Here is a 20,306-nt window from a genome sequence, read left to right on the forward strand (position 1 = left end):
GTCCTCGCTTCCGCCCGGAGGTCCTCGACGGGGACGGAGCGCGGCCCGCGTCAGCCGGCGGCCACGGCCTCCAGGGGCACCGAGGGATCGGCCAGCCTCTCCCGGTCCACCTCGCGACCGGAGCGGACCAGCTCCTGAACGGGGCCGGTGACCTCCCGCACGTTCATGTTCAGCCCGGCCAGCACCCGTCCCCCGCTCAGCCAGAACGCCACGAACTCCCGCTTGCCGAGGTCGCCGCGGACCACCACCTCGTCGTAGGAGCCGGGCGGTGCCCAACCGGAGTACTCCATGCTCGTATCGTACTGGTCGGAGAAGAAGTACGGCACCCGGTCGTAGACGACCTCCCGGCCGAGCATGGCGCGGGCGGCGGCCGGCCCGCCGTTCAACGCGTTGGCCCAGTGCTCGACCCGCAGCCGGGTGTCGAACAGGGGGTGGTGGAGGGCGGCGACGTCGCCAGCGGCGTAGACGTGCGGGTCGCCGGTGCGCAGCGAGGTGTCCACGACGACGCCCCCGACGGGCTCCTCCGCCAGCTCCAGCCCGGCGGCCCGCGCCAGGGAGACCCGGGGCACGGCGCCGACGGCGGCGAGCACGGCGTGCGCCGGGTGCTCGTCGCCGTCCTCGGTCCGCACGGCCAGCACCTGGCTGTCCTGGCCGACGATCTCGGTGATGCGGGTGCCGAACCGGAAGCGCACCCCGTGCTCGCCGTGCAGATCGGCGAGGACGGCACCCAGTTCGGGACCGAGGGCGGAGTGCAGCGGGGTGGGGTGCTGTTCGATGACGGTGACCTCGGCGCCGTAGGTGCGGGCGACCGCCGCCACCTCCAGACCGATCCAGCCGCCGCCCGCGACGACCAGGTGTCCGTTGTCGCGGCCCAGCCCCGCCAGGGTGCCGCGCAGCCGGTCGGCGTGGGCGAGGCGACGCAGGTGGTGGACACCGGCCAGGTCGGTGCCGGGAACGTCCAGACGGCGCGGCTCGGCGCCGGTGGCCAGCAGCAGGGCGTCGTAGTGGATCCGGGTGCCGTCGCCGAGCTCCACCGCCCTCGCGGCGCGGTCGAGGCGGACGGCGGGCTGGCCCAGGTGGAGTTCGATCCCCGCCCCGGTGTACCAGGCGGGTTCGTGGGCGAGGAGGTCGGCGCGTCCGGTGGTGCCGAAGAGGTAGCCCTTGGAGAGAGGAGGTCGTTCGTAGGGGTGGTCGCGTTCGTCGCCGATCAGGATGACGCGTCCCGTGAAGCCCTCGGCCCGCAGGGTCTCGGCCGCCTTCGCCCCGGCCAGGCCTCCACCGACGATGACGAACGTGCGATGTGCGTCGACCACGTGGTTCCTCCTCGTTGCGATACCCCCCTGTCGTCGGCGTTTCCGTGGACGCGCCGCGCCGGCCGCGCCGGTGGGCGGGGCGGCCGGTGGACCGTCCGGGTGTGCTCCGCGGCCCCGACCGCGGCCCCCTCCCCCGTTGTCTTCCCCATCGGCCGCCCCCGTGCACCCGGCCGATCGCGCGGGTCCGGGAGCGGGCGGGGCGGAGGGACGCGGGACGGCCGGAAGGCGTCCTCGTCGTGCGCCGGGCTCACACCGCGGTGTGCGTCCGCTCGCCTTCCCCCTCGTACGTCCCGCCGTCGTACGCCGTGCCGTGGAGCACGCGGCGGGCCGTCAGGGCGAGGGAGAGTTCGGCCACCTCGTGGGGGCGGGCGAGGGACCGCCCGGTGAGCTGCTCGAAGCGGCGCAGCCGGTTGAGGACGGTGTTGCGGTGGCAGAAGAGGAGGTCACCGGCCCGCCGTGCCGATCCGTCGCACTCCAGCCACACCGCCAGCGTGTGCAGCAGCAGGTCGCGGTCGGAGCCCTCCAGCCGCAGCACCGGCCCCAGCACCCGCCGCGCCAACTCGGCGGCCAGGCCGGGCGAGGAGACCAGCAGGGCGGCCGGGAGGTGCTCGTGCAACAGGACGGGGGGCCCTCCGGCGGTGGCGGAACGCAGCGCGGTCTCGGCCAGGCGACGGGCGTCGCCGACGGCGGCCAGGCCGTCCACGGCGGATCCGATCCCGGTCCGGGCTCCGGGCAGGGCGGGCAGGGACGCGGCCAGCTTCTCCAGAAGGCCCTCGGTGCCCGCGTCCCCGCCCTCCCGCGCGCCGACGCCCACGCCGGCGCCCACGCCCCCGCCCTCCCGCGCGCCGATGCCCACGCCGGCGCCCGCGCCGCCGCCGAGCAGGGCGACGCCCAGGTCGGCGTCGGACCGGGAGTGCCACAGCATCCGCACGCCCGCCGGCGTCCGGGAGCGGTGGACGGCCCGGTGGGCCTCCCGGCCGGGCCCGGTGACCACCACCACCGCGTACCGGCCGCGCTCGGGCAGCCCCAGCACCTCGGAGACCTCGGGCAGGTCGGCCATCCGCACGGTGCCCTCCAGCAGTGCCTCGGCCATCAGCCGCCGACGGTTCTCGCCGCGCCAGGTGAGCCGGCGTTCGGTCCGCCGGTACGCCTCGGCCACCACCGCGCAGTGCTCGTCGACGAAGTCCCAGACCTCGGCGGCCACGTGGACCAGCAGCCGGGCGCCGTCGGGGTCGTGTCGGGTGACCCGGTCCACCAGGGCCTGCCAGACCACGGCGCCGCCGATCCGGAAGGCCCGCATCAGGGCGTCCAGCGGCAGGCCCTGCTCGGCGCGCTCGGCCCCGATCCGCCACGAACACCGGCGGGCGGCCTCGCGCAGCTCCCCGGGGCGGAGCAGGGAGCCCACGTTGTGCCGCAGCGAGCGGTACACCTCCTGCCACAGTCCCTCCGGATCCACGGAGGCGGCGCGGTAGGCGGGTTCCTCCTCGCGCAGCAGCGCGACCACGCGGTCCGTGAGCAGGGGCAGTTCGTCCATCAGTGGGCGGGCCGCCCGGTGCAGTACGGCCACGGCCTCGGCGTTCACGGGAGCGCGTACGACGGAGTGCATCACGGTCCTCCACCTGGCGGGTGTGGTGGGCGGCTGGTGCAGCATTGTCGGCGGGCCCGCTCCGGGATATCCAGGGGTTTGCGGAAATCCCTTAGCGACCGCTCAGTCTGCCAGGTCCGCCACCGGGCCTCCAGAGGGCCGGAGGGCGGCGCGGGCGAGGTCGGCCCGGCCCGGCCCGACTTCGGGGGGCGACCTGCGCGGACGCGCGTCAAAAGGGGAGCGGCCGCGGACCGCGGGAGCCGTCAGCCGTCGCCCGCCGCCGCCAGGACGCGGGTGAGTTCGACCCGGGAACGGATGCCCAGGGCCGCGAAGACGTTCCGCAGGTGGTGATCGACCGTGCGGGGGCTGACCGAGAGCCGCAGCGCCACCTCCCGGTTGGTGGCGCCCTCCGCCACGCACCGGGCGATGCGCAACTGCTGGGGGGTCAGACCGGCCAGCGCCCAGGACCCGGGCGGTGTCCGCGGCCGTCCGCCCCCGACGACCCCGGACGCCGCCTCCGCCACCCCCACCACCGCTCCCGCCGCCTCGCCGGTGGCGCGCAGTTCGGCGCGGGCCTGCTCGGCCCAGCCGCGGGCCCCGCACCGCTCGAAGGCCAGCAGCGCGTCGCGCAGCACCCGGCGGGCCGCGCCCGGACGCCGGCCGCGCCGCAGGGTCTTGCCGTGCAGCAGCCGAGTGCGGCCGAGCTCGAAGTCGCTGTCGATCCGCGCGTGTTCCTCCAGCGCCCGCTCGAACAGCGCGGGTGCCCGCTCCGGCGCGGCCGTCAGGGCACGGCAGCGGGCGAGCTGGACGGGCGCCATCGGGTCGGCGGTGACGGCCGTCCACGCCTCGAAGCGCTCCAGCGCGGCACGGGCCACCGCCCGGTCCCCCGCCGCCACCGCCGCCTCGACCAGGCACGGCGCGGCGAGCGCCTGGAGCGCGAAGTGCCCCCGCCCGGCCCCGGGCCCCACCCCCGGCCCGGAGCCCACCAGCGGCTCCAGCCGGGCGGCCGCCTCGTGCGGACGTCCGCGCCCCATGTCGCACCGGGCCAGCGCCCACTGGGCCAGCGTGGCGGCGACGCCCAGACCGTGCGGCCCCGCCCCCTCGCCGGCCGCGCGGGCGTGTTCGGCGCAGGTGTCCGCCCGTCCCTCCACCGCCGCGGCCATCGCCAGCACGGCGTGGTGGTGGGCCGCGCAGTTGCTCCGACCGGTCCGCAGGGCGAGGCGCAGCCCGGTCTCGGCGTGGGCCCGGGCCCGGCGGTGCCGGCCGGCCCGCAGTTCGCTGTAGGCCAGGTGCTCCAGCGCCTCGGGGACGAGGGAGGCCGGGCCGCGGGCGCTCGCGGCGGCCAGGGCACGGGTGTCGAGGCGATGGGCCGCGGCGACGTCGCCGAGCACCAGGGCGGCGACCCCGGCGCGGATCAGTCGCCAGGGCCGCCCCTCCCCGGCGGCCCGGTCCAGGACGCGGCGCAGTGGGGCGACGCCCCGGGCGAAGTCCCCGGACAGCACCGCGTCCATCCCGGCGCGGTAGTCGTCCAGCAGCGGGTCCTCCTCGGCGGACCGCAGTTCGGCGACGCGGGCGAGGTCGGCCCGCAGCCCGGCGATGTCGCCGACCGCCCAGGACGCGTCGCTCGCGTGGAGCAGCGCCCGGCGCGCGGCGTGCGGGTCGTACGGACCCAGCAGTCGGGCGGCGTGGGTGAGGACCTCGTGGGCGTCGGTGACCACGCCGTTGCGCAGCTCCAGGAGGCCGCGCACGAGTTCGATGCGGCCGCGCGCCGCGTCGTGGACGGGCAGGGCGCGGGCCCGGTCCAGCAGGCGCAGGGCCCGGTGGGGGCGTCCGGCCGACCAGGCGTGCTCGGCGGCGGCGGTCAGTCTGGCGGCGCGCACCCCGGCGACCTCGTCGGTGCCGGCGGCGCCGGTGTCCTCACCGGTGAGTTCGGCGGCGCGCCACAGGGCGTCGGACAGTTCGGCGTGGAGCCGTACGTCGGTGGCGGGCCGGTCGTGGGCGGCGGCGGCCAGGGCGTCGGCGAGCCGGGGGGCGGGGCCGTACGCGGGGTCGGCCGCCGCGGCGCGGTGCCGCAGGGCGAGGAGCCGGTTCGGCGCCTCCGCCGGCGCCCCCTCCGCCGTCTCCGCCGTCTCCGCCGCCTCCACCGTCCCCGTCCCCGTCCCCGTCCCGGGGCCGGGGCCGGGGGCGTCCCCCGGCCGTCCGGTCCCGGTGTCCTCCAGGGCCCGCGCCAGGAGCCGGTGGGCGGTGCGGCGCCGCTCGGACGGCTCGCCCCAGTAGGCGGCGCGGCGCAGCAGGGAGTGGGCGAAGTGCAGGGCGTCCCCCTCGTGGCGCACCAGTCCGCGTCTCCGCGCCGGTTCCGCGTCGTCCGGTCCGACTCCGGCGGGGGCGGCGGCGCGCAGCAGGGTGGAGTGGTCCGCGGTGCCGCCGAGTTCGTGCGCGGCGGCGGCCAGCAGGAGCAGGGTGCGGGTGGCCTCGGGCAGTTCCGCCAGAACGGAGACGGCGGCGCGCAGCCGGGGTCCGGCGGGCGGAAGGGGGTGGGGCAGCGGTTCGGCGCCGGTGAGCCGGCCGGGGTCGAGGGAGGCGACCAGGTCGGTGAGGAGGCCGGGGTTGCCGCCGCCGGTGTGCAGCAGCTCCTCCCGGACGGCCGGGTCGGTGTCGGCGGGCAGCAGCTCGTCCAGCAGCGCGGCGGCGGCCGCCGCGTCCAGGGGGCCCAGCCGGAGCACGGGCAGCCCCGCCAGCAGTGGGTCGTCGGCGCCCTCGGGGTGGGTGCCGAGCAGCATCGCGGCGGGCAGTGGCGGGCCCATCCGTCGGGCGGCGAAGCCCAGGGCGCGGCGGGACGGTTCGTCCAGGAGGTGGACGTCGTCGGCACAGACCAGCAGCGGTCCCTCGGCGGCCAGCCCGTCCAACAGCGCGGCCAGGGCGGCCAGCACCGGGCCGTCGCCGGCGTCGGCGACGGTCGCCGGCGCGCCGAGCGTCAGGGCGTCGGCGAGGGCCGCGGTCCGCGCGGTGCCGGGCACGAGCCGAGCGGCGACCGGGCGCAGCAGGGCGTGCAGTCCGCTGTAGGGGACGGCGGCCTCGGCGGCCACTCCCCGGACGCGCAGCACGGTGCCGCCCGTGCCCTCCGCCGCGAAGGCGCCGGCGGCGTGTTCCAACAGGGTGCTGGTGCCGTGTCCCGGCTCGCCCCGTACCAGGAGCGCTCCGCCGCGTCCCGCGCGTGCGCCGCCGACCAGTTCCGCGACGGCCGTCCGTGCCACGTCGGCACCGTGCATCCGTGCATCCCTCCTCGGAAGGGACTTCCAGGTCGCCCGGGTCCTCCCCACGACAGCACCGGGACCACACAGTGTCCATGACAGCGGCGGGCGCCGCGACCACGGCCCAACGGGCACCGGGACGGTGTGTGCGCCCGCACAACGGACGGCCGCCGCTCACCCGTACCGGCTTCGGACCGCCGCCACCGGCCGTCGGCCGGTGGCGGGGGACTCCCGCCGGGCCGCTTCGGTGCCCCGCCGCTTCCCGGCACGTCCGGTCGGTGCGCGGCACCCGCCGTCACCGACACCGTTACCGACACCGACACCGACACCGGATCGGGGCCGGATTCGGCCGGCACGACAATCCGCCGCATTGCCCCGCACACCCGGCACACGACCGGGCTCGACCGGTCCGCTCCCCCTCCCCCGAGACGGACCTCGCCTGCGGTGATCGCACCTCGCTCCCGGCCGCCCGCCCCGAGTGTCCACCGCCACGTCCCACAGAACCTGGCCGAAATCCAACCTTAACGATTGGTCTGTACCAATCTATCGTCCTGCGCAACGCCCCGCTTCCGGCGGGTCGCCGCACTCCCGTACCGCTCCACGCGCCGGCCGGGCCGACCGGCGCGACGACGGGGAGGACGGGGAAGACGGAGAAGGAGCCCCCCATGCATCGAACCGAACCCACCTCCCGAACGGCGAGGCGGAGTCCCGTGAGGCTGCTGGCCTCGCTCTTCGCCTTCGCCCTGGCGTTGCCGCTCGCGATTGTCATGACTTCGGCAAACACGGCCGGTGCCCACGGCTGGATCACCTCCCCGCCCAGCCGCCAGGACCACTGCGCCACCGGCCGGGTCACCGGCTGCGGCGGCCTGCAGTACGAGCCGCAGAGCGTCGAGGCGCCCAAGGGCTCGCGGCTGTGCAGCGGCGGCAGCGGCTGGACCGTCCTGGACGACGAGAGCAAGAACTGGCCGGTGACCCAGGTGTCGAGCTCGGTCACCTTCCAGTGGCGTCTGACGGCCGCCCACCGCACCAGCACCTGGGACTACTACGTCGACGGCGTGCTGTTCAAGCGGTTCGACCAGGGCAACACCCAACCCCCGTCGAACATCTCGCACACCCTGACCGGACTGCCGAGCGGCAAGCACAAAATCCTCGCCGTGTGGAACGTCGCCGACACCGTCAACGCGTTCTACAACTGCGTGGACGTGCAGGTCGGCAGCGGCGGCGACGGTGGCGGCGGTGAGACGCCCGACCCGACCCGACCGGCCGAGTGCTCCTCCGCCGCCTGGAACCCGAGCACCGTCTACACCGGCGGTCAGTCCGCGACGCACCGCGGCCACGCCTGGCGGGCCGCCTGGTGGACGCGCGGTGAGGAGCCGGGCGGGACGTCCGGCGTCTGGCGGGACCTGGGCGCCTGCTGACCCCGTCTCCGGCCCGGCGCGGAACGCCCGCGCCGGGCCGGAGCACGCCCGGCCGGGGCCTTCGGAGCCACCGGGTCACCCCGCGCCGGTGAGGCGGGCGTGGAGACGGCGGGCCGAGGCGTCGGTGAGGGAGGCGATCTGGTCGACCACCACCCGCAGCCGCGCCGCGTCGTCGTCCGCCGCCGTGAACAGCGCGCGGAACTGGGGGTCCAGACCGTCCGGGGCACGGGCGACCAGCGCCTCGGCGAGTTCGACGAGCACGGCGTGCTGGTCCCGGCGCAGGCGCTCCTGGTCGGGGCGCTGCATCACGTACCGGTCGGCGACGGCCTTGAGGACGTCGCACTCCAGCCGCGTCCCGCGCGGCACCACCAGGTCGGCGGCGTACCGGGTGAGCCGGCCCGAGCCGTACGCCGCCCGGGTGGCCCCCTCGGCCGCCAGGCAGAAGCGGCCGATGAGCTGGCTGGTGGCGTCCTTCAGCCGGGCCTGGGCGACGGCCGTCCCGTCGTAGCCGTGCGGCCACCACTCCTGTTCCAGCAGCCGGTCCAGGGCCTCGGCGAGTTCGGCCTCCTCGGCGTCGGGCGGGGCGTAGCGCTCGGCGGCGACGGCGAAGACCTCGCGGCGCTCGGGCTCGGCCAGCAGCAGGTTGGGGTCCAGGTGCCCGGCGTGGAGACCGTCCTCGACGTCGTGGACGGAGTAGGCGACGTCGTCGGACCAGTCCATGACCTGTGCCTCGAAACACCTGCGCCGCCCGGGGGCGCCGCGTCGGAACCACTCGAAGACCGGCAGGTCGTCCTCGTAGACGCCGAACTTCCTCGACGCCGGATCGCCCGGACGGCCGCCGCGCGGCCAGGGGTACTTGGTGGCGGCGTCCAACGTGGCGCGGGTGAGGTTGAGCCCGACGCTGACCACGCCGTTCCCGCCCTCCTCCTCGACGAACCGTTTCGGCTCCAGCCGGGAGAGCAACCGCAGCGACTGGGCGTTGCCCTCGAAACCGCCGCAGGGAGCCGCGATCTCGTCCAGCGCCCGTTCGCCGTTGTGGCCGAAGGGCGGATGGCCCAGGTCGTGGGCGAGGCAGGCGGCCTCCACCAGGTCCGGGTCGCAGCCCAGCGCGGCGCCCAGCTCCCGGCCGACCTGGGCGCACTCCAGCGAGTGCGTCAACCGGGTGCGCGGCGTGGCGTCCCACGCCTGGGCGGTGGCCCCGGGAGTGACGACCTGCGTCTTCCCGGCCAGCCGCCGCAGCGCGGCGGAGTGCAGTACGCGGGCCCGGTCGCGTTGGAAGGCCGTGCGGCCGGGCCGCTTGTCGTGCTCGGACACCCACCGCCGGAGTGCCGCCTCGTCGTAGTGCCCGGCACCGTGCGGGAACTCGTTGTTGCCGTCCATGCCGTACGCATCGCCGCATCCGTCGTCCACACACCGACGGTAGTCGCCCCGGGTGACGGCCACGGGCGTCCGGAGTGCGGGACGGCGCCACCGGGGAACGCGGAGCGCGTGGTCACGAGGCGCGGGCCAGACCGCCCCTCGACGGGTGGAGGGCCGGGGCACCGGCCCGCGCGCGGGCCTCGTCGTAACGGTGCAGGACGAGGCGGGCCAGCGCCGGGTGGGCGCCCAGCGGACGGGCGGCGGGCAGCGCGGGGACGGCCTCGGCGCAGTGGGCGGCGAAGCGGCCGGGGGCGGCGAAGCACGAGGCCAGGGCGATGTTCCGGCGCCCCGCCGCCCGCAGGGCGGCCACCGCGCCGGGAACGGTCGGCTCGGCGGCCGAGGCGTACGCGGGGACGACCGGAGTCCCCCCGAGACGGGCGGAGAGCAGGGCGGCCGTGCCCCGGGCCCCCGCCTCCGACTCCGGGTCGCGGGAGCCCGCCGCGGCCAGTACCACACCGCCGTCCGGACGCCCGGCCCCCGTCCAGCCGGTCTCGGCCAACCGGCCGGCGAGGGCCTCGGCGAGCAGGGGGTGCGGGCCCAGCGGGGCCGCGATCCGCACCGACAGGTGGGCGGCGCCGGCGGCGGCCCGCGGCAGGTCGTGCTTGACGTGGTGGCCGCGCCCGAAGAGCAGCGGGACCAGGATCGCGTCACCGGCCGGGAGCGCGTCCAGGGCGTCCGGCAGCGGCGGCTCGTTCAGCTCGACGTGGCCGAGCACCACCCGCAGTCCGGGCCGCAGCGACCGCACCAGCGCGAGCAGCCCGGTGACGGTGCGCGGCGCCTCGGGGACGCGGGAGCCGTGGGCGACCGCGACCAGGGGCGGGAGGGACGCGGGGCAAAGGGGGTGCGAGGCCGTCATGCGGCGAGTGTGGCGGTCGGTGATTGCCCCGCCGTTGCGCGGCCGTGTCGTCGTGTTGCACGGAGGCTCACCGCGCGCCCCGGCGGGGGCTGAGGTCGGTGTACCCGCGCCGTAACCCGCGGCGGCGCGCGGCGTAACACGCGCGGAGCACGCTGTGCCGCATGAGCGCGACGACCGCCCCACCCACCGGACCGCACCCGCGAGGCACCGCCGCGGCGACCGTGGACACCCACTGCCCGTACTGCGCCCTGCAGTGCGGCATGGGTCTGAGGCCCGCCTCGGGGGAGGCGGCGTCGGACGTCCCCCTGGAGGTCGTCGAACGCACCGCGTTCGACGTGAACCGCGGCGCGCTGTGCGGCAAGGGCCGCACCGCTCCCGCCCTGCTCTCCTCCCGGGTGCGCCTGACCGGGCCCCTGGTCCGCCGCCGCCCCGGTGGGTCGCTGGAGCCGGCCGGCTGGGAGGAGGCGCTGGACCGCGTCGTCGAGGGCCTGTCGGGGGTGCGGGCCGCGCACGGTCCGGACGCCGTCGGGGTGTTCGGCGGGGGCGGACTGACCAACGAGAAGGCGTACGCGCTGGGCAAGTTCGCCCGGCTGGTGCTGGGCACCTCGCAGATCGACTACAACGGCCGGTTCTGCATGTCCTCCGCCGCCGCCGCGCTGAACAGGGCGTTCGGGCTGGACCGGGGGCTTCCGTTCCCGTTGGCGGACGTCGCGCGCACCGGCTGCGTGATCCTGGTGGGCGCCAACCCCGCCGACACCATGCCGCCCGCCCTGCGCTACTTCACCGAACTGCGGGAGAACGGGGGGAAGCTGATCGTCGTCGATCCCCGGCGCACGCGCACCGCCGAACAGGCCGACCTCCACCTGGCCCCGCGCCCCGGCACGGATCTGGCGCTGGCCCTGGGCATGCTGCACCTGGTGGTCGCCGAGGGGCGGGTGGACGAGGAGTTCGTGGCGGCCCGCACCACCGGCTGGGCCGAGGCGCGGGCGGCGGCGATGGCCCACTGGCCGGAGTGGGTGGAGCGGGTCACCGGGGTGCCGGTGCCCGCGCTGCGCGAGGCGGTGGCGATGTTCTGCGACGCGGAGTCGTCGATGGTGCTCACCGCGCGCGGTCCCGAACAGCAGTCCAAGGGCACCGACACCGTCGGGAGCTGGATCAACCTGTGCCTGGCCACCGGCCGGGCGGGCCGTCCGCTGTCCGGCTACGGCTGTCTGACCGGCCAGGGCAACGGCCAGGGCGGACGCGAGCACGGCCAGAAGGCCGACCAGCTCCCCGGCTACCGCAGGCTGGACGACCCGGCGGCGCGCGAGCACGTCGCGCGGGTGTGGGGCGTGGACCCCCAGGTGCTCCCGAAGCCGGGACGCAGCGCGTACGAGTTGCTGGACGCCCTCGGCACCGACGTGCGCGCCCTGCTGCTGACGGGTTCCAATCCGGTGGTCTCCGCGCCGCGCGCCGCCCATGTGACGGAACGGATCGCCTCGCTGGACTTCCTGGCGGTGTGCGACGTGGTGCTGTCGGAGACGGCCGAACTGGCCGACGTGGTGCTGCCGGTGGCGCAGTGGGCGGAGGAGACGGGGACGACGACCAACCTGGAGGGGCGGGTGCTGCTGCGCCGCAGGGCCGTCTCCCCGCCGCCCGGGGTGCGCACCGACCTGGAGGTGCTGAGCGCGCTGGCCGCCCGGCTGGGCTGGGAGAGGGGCTTCCCCTCCGACCCGGAGGAGGTCTTCGAGGAGTTGCGGCGGGCCTCGGCCGGGGGCCCGGCGGACTACTCGGGCATCACCTACCGGCGCGTCGCCGAGGAGGACGGCGTCTTCTGGCCCTGTCCGCTGCGTCCCCGGCTTCCGGCGGCGGGCGAGGACGACGGACCCGCCCCGGACGGGCCGCCCGCCCCGCACCCCGGCACCCCGCGCCTGTTCCTGGACCGCTTCGCCACCGAGGACGGCCGGGCCCGTTTCGTGCCCGTCACCCACCGGCCCTCGGCGGAGGAGCCGGACGCCGACCACCCACTGCTGCTGACCACGGGGCGGGTTCCGGCCCACTACCAGTCGGGCGCCCAGACCCGCCGGGTGGCGGAGCTGAACGCCGCCGAGCCCGGACCGTTCGTACAGCTCCACCCGCGACTGGCCGAGCGGGTGGGGGTGGCCGAGGGCGACCCCGTGGCGGTGGTCTCACGGCGGGGGCGCGCGGTGGCCCCGGCCCGGATCACCCCGGACATCCGCCCGGACACGGTGTTCATGCCGTTCCACTGGCCGGGCGCCGGCCGCGCCAACACCCTCACCAACCCGGCCCTGGACCCCGTCTCGCGGATGCCGGAGTTCAAGGTCTGCGCGGTCCGGGTGGAGGCGGCCGGGAGCGGGTCCGACGGCGCGGCCCCGTGATCCCTCAGGCGTCGAACGCCCCGGTGTCCGCCTCCTCCGCGGCCTTCCCCGCGGTCTCCTCGGCGGTCTCCTCGGCGACCCAGGCCAGGTAGTCGGCGCCGCCGCGGACGACGGGGATCGCGATGATCTCGGGGGTGTCGTAGTCGTGCGCGGCGCGCAGGTGCGCCTCCAGGGCGTCGTAGCGGGCGGCCGTCGTCTTCAGCCACACCTGCCACTCGCGTTCGGCCCGCACCGCGCCCTCCCACCGGTACACCGAGGTCACCGGTCCGGAGATCTGGGCGCACGCGGCGACCCGCGCCTCCACCGCCCCGCGCGCCAGTGCCTCGGCCTTCTCGGGGGTGTCGGTGGTGGTCAGTACGGTCAGGGTCTCCGTCGGGGTCTCCTCCACGGCCGCTCCTCGTCTCCTCGCCCTCGCACGGCTCCTGCGGTCCCACCGTAGCCGGGGCGGCCTCCGTGTGGTGGGGCCGCCGCACCGCGCGCCCCGCCTCCCGTCGCCGCCCCCGGTCTCGTCGTCGGAGACCGGACGGGAGGGTGGGCAACGGGACCTGAACCGGTTTCTCGGCCGATAGTTCACAACCACGTAACCACCCGGCCATACCGTGAGGCCCATCATCGCCCGAAGCCGGGACTCGGGATCTCCCGCTTTTTTCAAGCCAATTGACGAGTAGGATCTCTGCGGCCCTAGGCCCGCTCGGCCAGGTGCGGAACCTGACCGATTCTGATCGTTTCGTCTGAGAGGTCGTTGTCACCCGTGGTGAACCGGCAAGCGGGAGGACGGAAGTTCTGGTGGCCGGCCGTGACGGTGGCCACCGTGTGCGGTGCGGTGGCCGCGATGGTGACGGCCGCACTCCTCCCGGCGGACTTCCCGTCGTCGGGCGTGTGGTGGCTCGCCACGGGCGCGGGCGTCGCCGCGGCGGCGCCGGTCCTGAGTCTGGCCGGCATCGCCCTGCTGCGTCGGCGGCTCGCCGACGCCCGGGAGCAGGTCTCCCGCGAGCAGGCCGCGGCCGCCGCGCGAGGCGCCGAGGTCGCGCACCTGGCGACGGTGCGGGCACCGGCCATCGCCGAGCGGGTGCGCGAGGGGCGCGGACTCGACGGGATCCCCGGACCGGCCCTGCCGGCCGAGCGGACCGGCGAGGACTTCGCCCGGGCGCTGGAGTCCGTCGTGGCCGCGCTGGGCTCGGACGAGGCGGTGCGCCGCGAGCGAGCCCTGCGGGACTCGGTCCAGGCCGCCTTCGAGTCCGTCGCGCGGAACATGCACGCGATGGCGACGGTCCAGCAGCAGGTCCTGGACCACGTGGAGCGGCTCATCGACAACCCGGTGCTGATGGCCGAGGTGATGAAGGCCGACCACGCGGCGGCCCAGATGACCCGCAAGGCCCAGACGCTGCTGGTGATGTGCGGAATCTGGCCGACCCGACGCGAGTCCCGCCCGGTGTCGCTGTTCGACTGCGTGCGCGGCGCGCAGTCGCGGATCGTGGAGTTCGGACGGGTGGAGGTGCACGGCGGGCAGAACCTGTACGTCGTGCCGCCCGCGGTGGAGGGCCTGATGCACGCCACCGCCGAACTCCTGGAGAACGCCACGGTGTTCTCGCCCTCGCGCACCCAGGTCGTCGTCTCCGTCCGGGAGGTGGCCGCGGGCGCGGTCGTCGAGATCGACGACGCGGGCCTGGGCATGCCCCCGGACGTGCTGGAGCATGCCCTGGGCCAACTCCGGAACGGGCTGGACCTGGCCGAACTGGGCGCGGTGCCCCGACTGGGCCTGGCGTGCGTGGGCCGCTGGTCGCGGGAGCTGGGATTCGGGGTGGAGTTGACGACCGCCTCGGCGTACGGGGGCACCCGGGCGGTGCTGTTCGTGCCCCACCGACTGTTGACCGAACCGGTCGACGCGGAGCCGGCGTCGACCGGCGCGGTGGCCGAGTCCCCGCGCACCCGGCCACCGGAGATCGCGTCCGCGCCCCGGACGCCGGACACCCCGGCGGCCCCGGCCCTCCCGGTCCGGAACGTCGGTGGCGCCGGAGCGACGGCCGGGACCACACCCGAGACCACACCCGAGACCGCGACCGGGAACCCCATCCCCACGGGGTGGGGAACCGGTTCCACCACCGAGACGGACGCCGGCGCGGGGACCGGCGCGGGTCCCGACGCGAAGGCGGAGGCGGGAACCGACACGGTCCGGACGCCGGCCGGGCTGCCCCGGCGGCGCAGCCGGCGGCGTTCCCCCGACGCGCCGCATCACCGGCAACCCCAGCCGTGGGAACGGCAGTACCGGGCGGGGACGGGGGAGACGACGGGTACGGTCGGGCGTCCGGCCCCGCGTCCCACCAGGCCCTGGTCGCCGGAGTCCGCGGCCGCGTCGGTGGCCGACATCGTCTCCGGAACCCGGCGCGGAAGGGCCGAGTTGGAGAACCCCCCGCAGAAAAACGCCCCGCAGAACGACGAACGAGAGGAAGGCCGGTAGTGGCCGGAGCCATCACCAGACTGCCCGACGTGGGCTGGATGCTGCGTCCCCTGACGGAGATCCCCGGAGTGCGCCACGCCGTCGTGGTGTCCGTGGACGGGCTCCGACTGGGGCACGCGTCGGCCGAGGGGTTGTCGGGCCCTGTGCCGCGGCTGAGCGTGGACGAGGCCGAGTCGCTCTCCGCCGCCTGCGCGGCGCTGACCATGACCGGCCGCTCCACGGTGTCCCTGCTCTTCGGAGAGGAGGCCGGAGTCCGCCAGTTGATGCTGGAGTCCGAGTACGGCTTCGCGCTGTTCACCTCGGCCGGCGAGGGAGCCCACCTGGGGGTCGCCACCGACGCCGACGCGGACGTGGGGCTGATAGCCCAGCAGATGCAGCTGTTGGTCGGCAAGATCGGCGCACACCTGAGCGCCCAACCCCGCGACCAGGCGGACCCGTCCGCATGAGCGGCCCGGAGCAGGGACGGACCACCTCCTCGGTACGTCCCTACGTGATCACGCGAGGCCGTTCCGGCTCCTCGGTGTCGCTGCCCTGGGAAACGCTCGTGATGGCCTCCGGCGTCACGCCGCCGGCCACGCTCCAGCCGGAGTACCTGCGGATCCTGGAGTGTTGCCAGGGGCTGCTGTCGCTCGCGGAGGTCGCCGCCCACCTGGGACAGCCGCCGCCCGTGGTGCAGGTGCTGCTGGCCGACCTCGTCGAGTGGGGTCTCGTCGAGACCCGGCCGCCGGTGCCGCCGGCCGAGCGTGCCGATGTTTCCCTGCTGAGAAAGGTGCTTCATGGGCTCGAGAGCCGCCTCTGACGCCCCCGTCGGCGTCACCCCGCCCGACGGCGGTGCCCCGCCGGGCGCGTCCGCCGCCTCCCCCGCCACCGTCCCGCCCGGGGGGCCTCCCACCGAACGGGACGGGGACACGTCCGGCGTGTACGTGCGGCCGACCGTCGCGGGCGCGGCCAAGATCCTGGTCGTCGGGCCGCTGGGGGTGGGCAAGACCACCCTGATCGGTTCGGTGTCGGAGATCAGGCCGCTGTCCACGGAGGCCGTGATGACCCAGGCCGCGGCCCGGGTCGACACGGGCGGGGAGCGCTCGAAGAAGACCACCACGGTCGCCCTGGACTTCGGGCGCATCACGCTCGACGGGGAGTTGGTGCTCTACCTGTTCGGCACCCCCGGGCAGCCGCGCTTCCTGCCCACCTGGCGGGAGCTGGCCAACGGCTGCCTGGGCGCGCTCGCCCTGGTGGACACCCGCGACCTGGAGGCGTCCTTCGACTCCCTGGGACACCTGGAGGACCTGGACGTGCCCTTCAGCGTCGCGGTCAACGCCTTCCCGGACAGTCCCCGGTACGACGAGGAGGAGCTGCGGGTGGCGCTGGACCTGCTGCCGCACACCCCGCTGACCTTCTGCGACGCCCGGGACCACGACTCGTCCCTGCGGGCTCTGATCGCCCTGATCACCCACCTCATCGAGAGCGGCGGGGAGAACCCGTCATGACCTCCTCCTTCGGCGAGTCGTCCCCTTCCGGTTTCTCCGGGTTCTCCGACTTCTCCGACCCCGCCGGTGCCGCCCACCCCGAGCACGCGTCCGCCGGCCCGCCGCCGGGCTGCCCGGCCCACCAGGGCCGGCGTCCCGCCCCGCTGTACGGACCGGACCTGGACGGGGACGGCTTGCCGGCGCTGTACGAGCGGCTGCGCGCCGAGCACGGCCCGGTCGCGCCCGTCGCCCTGGCGCCGGGCGTCCACGCCTGGCTGGTGCTGGGCTACCGGGAGCTGCTCCGCCTCGCGCGCGAGGAGCAGGACTTCAGCCACGACCCGCGCCGCTGGAACCTGCTGCGCGAGGGGCGGGTGCCGGCCGACTCCCCGATCATGGCCTTCGTGGGCTGGCGTCCGGCGCTGATGTTCGCCGACGGCCGGCAGCACCGGCGGATGCGGGCGGCCGTCGCCGACGCGCTGGCCCAGGTCAACGGGCACGAGCTGCGCCGCATGGTGCGGACCACCGCGGAACACCTGATCGAGTCCTTCGCCTCCCGGCGCGAGGCCGACCTGGTGCCGCACTACGCCCACAAGCTGCCGATCCGGGTCATCGCCCAGATGCTGGGTGTGGACGACCGCACCGGGCTGCAGTTGGCCGAGGCCATCGCGGGCACGGCCGCCGCCAGCGCCGACTCGGCCAACGCCAGCCGTCGCATGGGGCAGATCCTGATGGCGCTCATCCAGGAGAAGCGGCGGCAGCCGGGGGACGACGTCACCTCGCGGCTGCTGGCCCACCCCGCCGGGCTCGGCGACGAGGAGGTGCTGCACAACATCGTGGTGATGATCGTCGCCGGCAACCAGACGACGAAGAACTGGATCGCCACCACGCTGCGCGTCCTGCTCACCGACCCCGCGCTCCGCTCGTCGCTGACCGGCGGCCACCTGACCGTGGACGACGCCCTGGACCTGGTGCTGTGGCGCTTCCCGCCCACCCAGAACTTCCCCGCCCGCTACGCCACCCGCGACCTGCGCTTCGGCGGTCAGGACATCCGGGCCGGGGACATGCTGGTCCTGGGCCTGGCCGCCGCCAACACCGATCCCGAGGTGCTGCCCGAGGACGGACGGCCCGTCACCGGCAACCGGGCCCACGTGGCGTTCAGCGCCGGCCCGCACACCTGCCCCGCCCAGGACCCGGCCCGGCTGATCGCCCGCACCGCCGTGGACACCATCCGCCACCACCTGCCGGACATGGAACTCGCCGTGCCCGAGGAACAGCTGGCCTGGGCCTCCTCGCCCTGGACCAAGGGGCTGGCGGCGCTGCCCGTCCGGTTCACCACGCCCCGTCCCTCCGACGCCAGCCCGACCGGCGCGCCGACCTCCGCCACCGCGCACACCCCGGCGCACGCCGACACCTCCGGATCGGGAGACCCGAGATGACCTCCGAAGCCGCCCCCGCGGCCCCCCGCCCCGACGCCCCGCGGGACACCGCGCCGCACGTGCTGGACCCCGGCGGCGCCGACCCGCACCCGACGAACGAGCGACTGCGGGAGCGGGGCGCCGCGGTGCCCGTTCTCCTTCCCGGCGGGGTCGAGGGGTACGTGGTGACCCGCCACGACGCGTTGAGGGACTTCCTGAGCAACCCCTCGGTGGCCAAGAACGCCTGCCACTTCGCCGCCCTGCAACGCGGCGAGATCCCCGAGAGCTGGCCGCTGCGCACCTTCGCCACCGTCCCCGGCATGACCACCGCCGACGGCGCGGACCACCGCCGACTGCGCTCCCTGGTCACCCGCGCCTTCACCCCCCGCCGCGTGGCGGCGCTCCGCCCCCGGATCGAGGAGCTGGTCTCCGAGCTGCTGGACGACCTGGCCGAGGCGGCCCGGGACGGCGACGGCGTCGCCGACCTGCGCCGGCACTTCGCGTTCCCGCTGCCCATGAGCGTGATCTGCGAGCTGCTGGGGGTGGCGCCCGAACACCGGCTGCGGCTGCACCGGCTGTCGAACCGGATCGTCAGCACCGAGATCTCCCCCGAGGAGACCGTGGCGGCCAACCAGGAGATCGTCGCCCTCCTGGCGCAGGTGGCCGCCGAGCGCCGCGAGCGTCCCGGTGACGACCTGACCAGCGCGCTGATCGCGGCCCGCGAGGAGGACGGCGACCGGCTCAGCGAACAGGAGCTGGTCGGCACCCTGCTGTTGATGATCGTCGCCGGGCACGAGACGACCCTCAACCTGATCACCAACGCGGTGCGCGCCCTGTTCGCCCACCCCGACCAGCGGGAACTGGTCCGCTCCGGGCGGGCCGGCTGGGCGGACGTGGTGGAGGAGACCCTGCGCCACGACAGCCCGGTCAGCCACTTCCCGTTCCGCTACCCCGTCCGCGACCTGGAGGTGGAGGGCACCGTGATCCCGGCCGGGACACCCGTGCTGGCCTCCTACTCCTCGGCCGGACGCGACCCGCGGGCGCACGGCGAGGACGCCGACCGGTTCGACGTCACCCGCCCGGCCGGACGGCACCTGTCCTTCGGCCACGGCCCGCACTACTGCCTGGGCGCCCCACTGGCCCGCATGGAGGCGACCGTCGCCCTGGAGGGGCTCTTCACCCGCTTCCCCGACATCGCACCGGCCGAGCCGGACGCCGACCTGCCCCGGCCGAGGAGCTTCGTGAGCAACAGCGTCCACGTCCTGCCCGTCCGTCCGGGGCCGGATTCGGAGCTCACAGCGTAGGTCCGAACGCGCTGAGGGCAGCGTTGCCCCCGGGAAACAGGAGGGACGCGGTCGGGAAACAGCGGCGGCGCACGCTGCCTGCATGACCTCGAAGAAGCGTGTGGTGGTGATCGGCGGCGGGATGGCCGCGGCCCGGCTCGCCGGGCAGTTGTCCGCCGCCCGGCTCGCCGGGTCCGCCGCCGGTCCCGCCGTGGACCTGACGGTCGTCGGCGAGGAACCGCACGCGCCGTACAACCGCGTGCTGCTGGCCGAGGTGCTGGCCGGACGGTACGAACCGGAGGTCGTCGACCTCCCGGTGCCGTCCACCGTCCGCTGGCTGCGCGGCGTGCGGGCGGTCCGCCTGGACCGGGCCGAGCGGCTGGTGCGGTGTGACGACGGCGCCTCGCTGCCGTACGACACGCTGGTGCTGGCCACCGGCTCCAACCCGGTGCTGCCGCCGCTGCGCGGACTGTTCGGCGGCGCTTCCCCGTCCCCCGGCGCCCCGTCCCCCGGCGTCCCGCCGCGCGGCGGCCGTGAGCTGCCCCGGGGCGTGTGGCCCTTCCGCACCCTGTCCGACTGCCGGGCCCTGGCCCGCCGGGCCCGGCCCGGAGCCGGGGCCGTCGTGATCGGCGGCGGCCTGCTGGGCGTCTCCGCGGCCCGCGCGCTGGCCGAGCGCGGTGTCCGGACCGTCCTCGCCCACCAGGGCGAGCACCTGCTGGAACACCACCTCGACGGCCGGGCCTCGGCGCTGTTGCGCGAGCACCTGGCGGAGCTGGGCGTCGAGGTGCACACCGAGTGCCGCGTCCGCGGCCTGCTCACCGGCCCCGACGACGGCCGGGAGGCGTCGGAGACGGTGGTCGAGGGCGTCGAGCTCGCCGACGGCTACCGGCTGGCGGCCGAGCTGGTGGTGCTCGCCTGCGGGGTGCGGCCCCGCACCGGACTGGCCCGGGCGGCCGGACTGGAGGTGCGGCGCGGAATCGTCGTCGACGACGAGCTGCGCACCTCCGACCCGGAGGTCCACGCCGTCGGCGACTGCGCCGAGCACGACGGGGTGGTCTACGGGCTGGCGGGCGCCGCCCAGGAGCAGGCCGACGCGCTGGCCCGCGTGCTGCTGGCGGAGGTCGGCGGCACCGTGGACCCGCCCCTCCCCGCCACCGCGTACACCGGTACCCGGGCGCTGACCCGTCTCACCCTCGCCCCCTCCCCCACGGGGCGGGGCCGCGCGCTGGACCTCGCCGCGTTCGGCGAGACCGTCCCCGAACCGGGTGACGACGTCGTCCACCTCACCGACGCCACGCGCAGCGTCTACCGCAAGGTCGTCGTCCGCGGCGACCGACTCGTCGGCGGAATCCTCCTCGGCGACCTCGGCAGCGTCGGCGCCCTCGCCCGGGCCTGGGAGGGCGACGAGCCGCTCCCCTCCGCCCCGCTGCTCCACCTGATCACCAACGATGGAGGCCTGTAGAG

General features: G+C 76.0%; 15 protein-coding genes. 9 read left to right on the top strand and 6 right to left on the bottom strand.

Annotation, left to right across the window (positions count from 1 at the left end; all coding sequences use genetic code 11):
- Window positions 1–50: 50 nt before the first annotated feature.
- The 3 genes from F0L17_RS07300 to F0L17_RS07310 form a co-directional block, all read right to left on the bottom strand.
- Window positions 51–1,313: an FAD-dependent oxidoreductase gene (locus F0L17_RS07300; protein ID WP_162465919.1), complete on the bottom strand. Its 1,263-nt coding sequence runs from the start codon at window positions 1,311–1,313 to the stop codon at window positions 51–53.
- 247 nt (window positions 1,314–1,560) lie between these two features.
- Window positions 1,561–2,919 carry a PucR family transcriptional regulator gene (locus F0L17_RS07305; protein WP_238419286.1) on the bottom strand — a complete coding sequence of 453 codons (1,359 nt, stop codon included), beginning with the start codon at window positions 2,917–2,919 and terminating at the stop codon, window positions 1,561–1,563.
- Window positions 2,920–3,161: 242 nt separating this feature from the next.
- Complete coding sequence (locus F0L17_RS07310; RefSeq protein WP_155070429.1) at window positions 3,162–6,167, bottom strand: LuxR family transcriptional regulator; 3,006 nt, start codon at window positions 6,165–6,167, stop codon at window positions 3,162–3,164.
- 647 nt (window positions 6,168–6,814) lie between these two features.
- On the opposite strand from F0L17_RS07310, the gene F0L17_RS07315 reads away from it, so the two are divergent.
- The gene (locus tag F0L17_RS07315; protein WP_155070430.1) at window positions 6,815–7,567 is read left to right on the top strand and encodes a lytic polysaccharide monooxygenase; all 753 of its coding nucleotides are present in this window, start codon (window positions 6,815–6,817) and stop codon (window positions 7,565–7,567) included.
- A gap of 75 nt (window positions 7,568–7,642) precedes the next feature.
- Here F0L17_RS07315 and F0L17_RS07320 read toward each other — a convergent pair whose 3' ends face one another.
- Complete coding sequence (locus F0L17_RS07320) at window positions 7,643–8,947, bottom strand: deoxyguanosinetriphosphate triphosphohydrolase (RefSeq protein ID WP_155073288.1); 1,305 nt, start codon at window positions 8,945–8,947, stop codon at window positions 7,643–7,645.
- A 112-nt stretch (window positions 8,948–9,059) separates the two neighbouring features.
- Window positions 9,060–9,842, bottom strand: coding sequence for a sirohydrochlorin chelatase (locus F0L17_RS07325; RefSeq protein WP_155070431.1), 783 nt, complete (start codon window positions 9,840–9,842; stop codon window positions 9,060–9,062).
- Window positions 9,843–10,003: 161 nt separating this feature from the next.
- Here F0L17_RS07325 and F0L17_RS07330 point away from each other — a divergent pair, with 161 nt between their 5' ends.
- Window positions 10,004–12,220, top strand: coding sequence for a molybdopterin oxidoreductase family protein (locus tag F0L17_RS07330; RefSeq protein WP_155070432.1), 2,217 nt, complete (start codon window positions 10,004–10,006; stop codon window positions 12,218–12,220).
- Window positions 12,221–12,224: 4 nt separating this feature from the next.
- Here the strand turns inward: F0L17_RS07330 and cutA are convergent, their stop codons facing one another.
- Window positions 12,225–12,608 (bottom strand): divalent-cation tolerance protein CutA, encoded by a 384-nt coding sequence (gene cutA, locus F0L17_RS27450; RefSeq protein ID WP_338017994.1) that lies wholly within the window; start codon window positions 12,606–12,608, stop codon window positions 12,225–12,227.
- A gap of 408 nt (window positions 12,609–13,016) precedes the next feature.
- Between cutA and F0L17_RS27455 the strand changes: the two genes are divergently transcribed.
- From F0L17_RS27455 to F0L17_RS07370, 7 genes are all read left to right on the top strand, one after another.
- Window positions 13,017–14,678 carry an ATP-binding protein gene (locus F0L17_RS27455; RefSeq protein ID WP_338017995.1) on the top strand — a complete coding sequence of 554 codons (1,662 nt, stop codon included), beginning with the start codon at window positions 13,017–13,019 and terminating at the stop codon, window positions 14,676–14,678.
- A complete protein-coding gene (locus F0L17_RS07345) occupies window positions 14,678–15,124 on the top strand; it encodes a roadblock/LC7 domain-containing protein (RefSeq protein ID WP_162465920.1) in 447 nt (148 codons plus the stop codon). The genes F0L17_RS27455 and F0L17_RS07345 overlap by 1 nt, the downstream gene beginning before the upstream one ends.
- Window positions 15,121–15,477, top strand: coding sequence for a DUF742 domain-containing protein (locus tag F0L17_RS07350; RefSeq protein ID WP_155070434.1), 357 nt, complete (start codon window positions 15,121–15,123; stop codon window positions 15,475–15,477). Before F0L17_RS07345 ends, F0L17_RS07350 begins: the two co-directional genes overlap by 4 nt.
- Complete coding sequence (locus tag F0L17_RS07355; protein ID WP_155070435.1) at window positions 15,455–16,165, top strand: GTP-binding protein; 711 nt, start codon at window positions 15,455–15,457, stop codon at window positions 16,163–16,165. The genes F0L17_RS07350 and F0L17_RS07355 overlap by 23 nt, the downstream gene beginning before the upstream one ends.
- Window positions 16,162–17,580, top strand: coding sequence for a cytochrome P450 (locus F0L17_RS07360; protein ID WP_238419287.1), 1,419 nt, complete (start codon window positions 16,162–16,164; stop codon window positions 17,578–17,580). Before F0L17_RS07355 ends, F0L17_RS07360 begins: the two co-directional genes overlap by 4 nt.
- Entirely contained in the window at window positions 17,577–18,863 is a 1,287-nt protein-coding gene (locus F0L17_RS07365; protein WP_155070436.1) for a cytochrome P450 family protein, read from the top strand. The genes F0L17_RS07360 and F0L17_RS07365 overlap by 4 nt, the downstream gene beginning before the upstream one ends.
- 82 nt (window positions 18,864–18,945) lie before the next feature.
- The gene (locus F0L17_RS07370) at window positions 18,946–20,304 is read left to right on the top strand and encodes an NAD(P)/FAD-dependent oxidoreductase (protein ID WP_155070437.1); all 1,359 of its coding nucleotides are present in this window, start codon (window positions 18,946–18,948) and stop codon (window positions 20,302–20,304) included.
- Window positions 20,305–20,306 lie beyond the last annotated feature (2 nt).

It is taken from the genome of Streptomyces taklimakanensis (assembly GCF_009709575.1).
In the GTDB taxonomy this organism is placed as follows: domain Bacteria; phylum Actinomycetota; class Actinomycetes; order Streptomycetales; family Streptomycetaceae; genus Streptomyces; species Streptomyces taklimakanensis.

Excerpts from the sequence above, each read along its gene's own strand:
- F0L17_RS07305 (WP_238419286.1), bottom strand. The coding sequence starts at position 2,919 with ATGCACTCCGTCGTACGCGCTCCCGTGAACGCCGAGGCCGTGGCCGTA.
- F0L17_RS07310 (WP_155070429.1), bottom strand. The coding sequence starts at position 6,167 with ATGCACGGTGCCGACGTGGCACGGACGGCCGTCGCGGAACTGGTCGGC.
- F0L17_RS07315 (WP_155070430.1), top strand. The coding sequence starts at position 6,815 with ATGCATCGAACCGAACCCACCTCCCGAACGGCGAGGCGGAGTCCCGTG.
- F0L17_RS07320 (WP_155073288.1), bottom strand. The coding sequence starts at position 8,947 with ATGGACGGCAACAACGAGTTCCCGCACGGTGCCGGGCACTACGACGAG.
- F0L17_RS07325 (WP_155070431.1), bottom strand. The coding sequence starts at position 9,842 with ATGACGGCCTCGCACCCCCTTTGCCCCGCGTCCCTCCCGCCCCTGGTC.
- F0L17_RS07330 (WP_155070432.1), top strand. The coding sequence starts at position 10,004 with ATGAGCGCGACGACCGCCCCACCCACCGGACCGCACCCGCGAGGCACC.
- F0L17_RS07350 (WP_155070434.1), top strand. The coding sequence starts at position 15,121 with ATGAGCGGCCCGGAGCAGGGACGGACCACCTCCTCGGTACGTCCCTAC.
- F0L17_RS07355 (WP_155070435.1), top strand. The coding sequence starts at position 15,455 with ATGGGCTCGAGAGCCGCCTCTGACGCCCCCGTCGGCGTCACCCCGCCC.
- F0L17_RS07360 (WP_238419287.1), top strand. The coding sequence starts at position 16,162 with ATGACCTCCTCCTTCGGCGAGTCGTCCCCTTCCGGTTTCTCCGGGTTC.
- F0L17_RS07365 (WP_155070436.1), top strand. The coding sequence starts at position 17,577 with ATGACCTCCGAAGCCGCCCCCGCGGCCCCCCGCCCCGACGCCCCGCGG.
- F0L17_RS07370 (WP_155070437.1), top strand. The coding sequence starts at position 18,946 with ATGACCTCGAAGAAGCGTGTGGTGGTGATCGGCGGCGGGATGGCCGCG.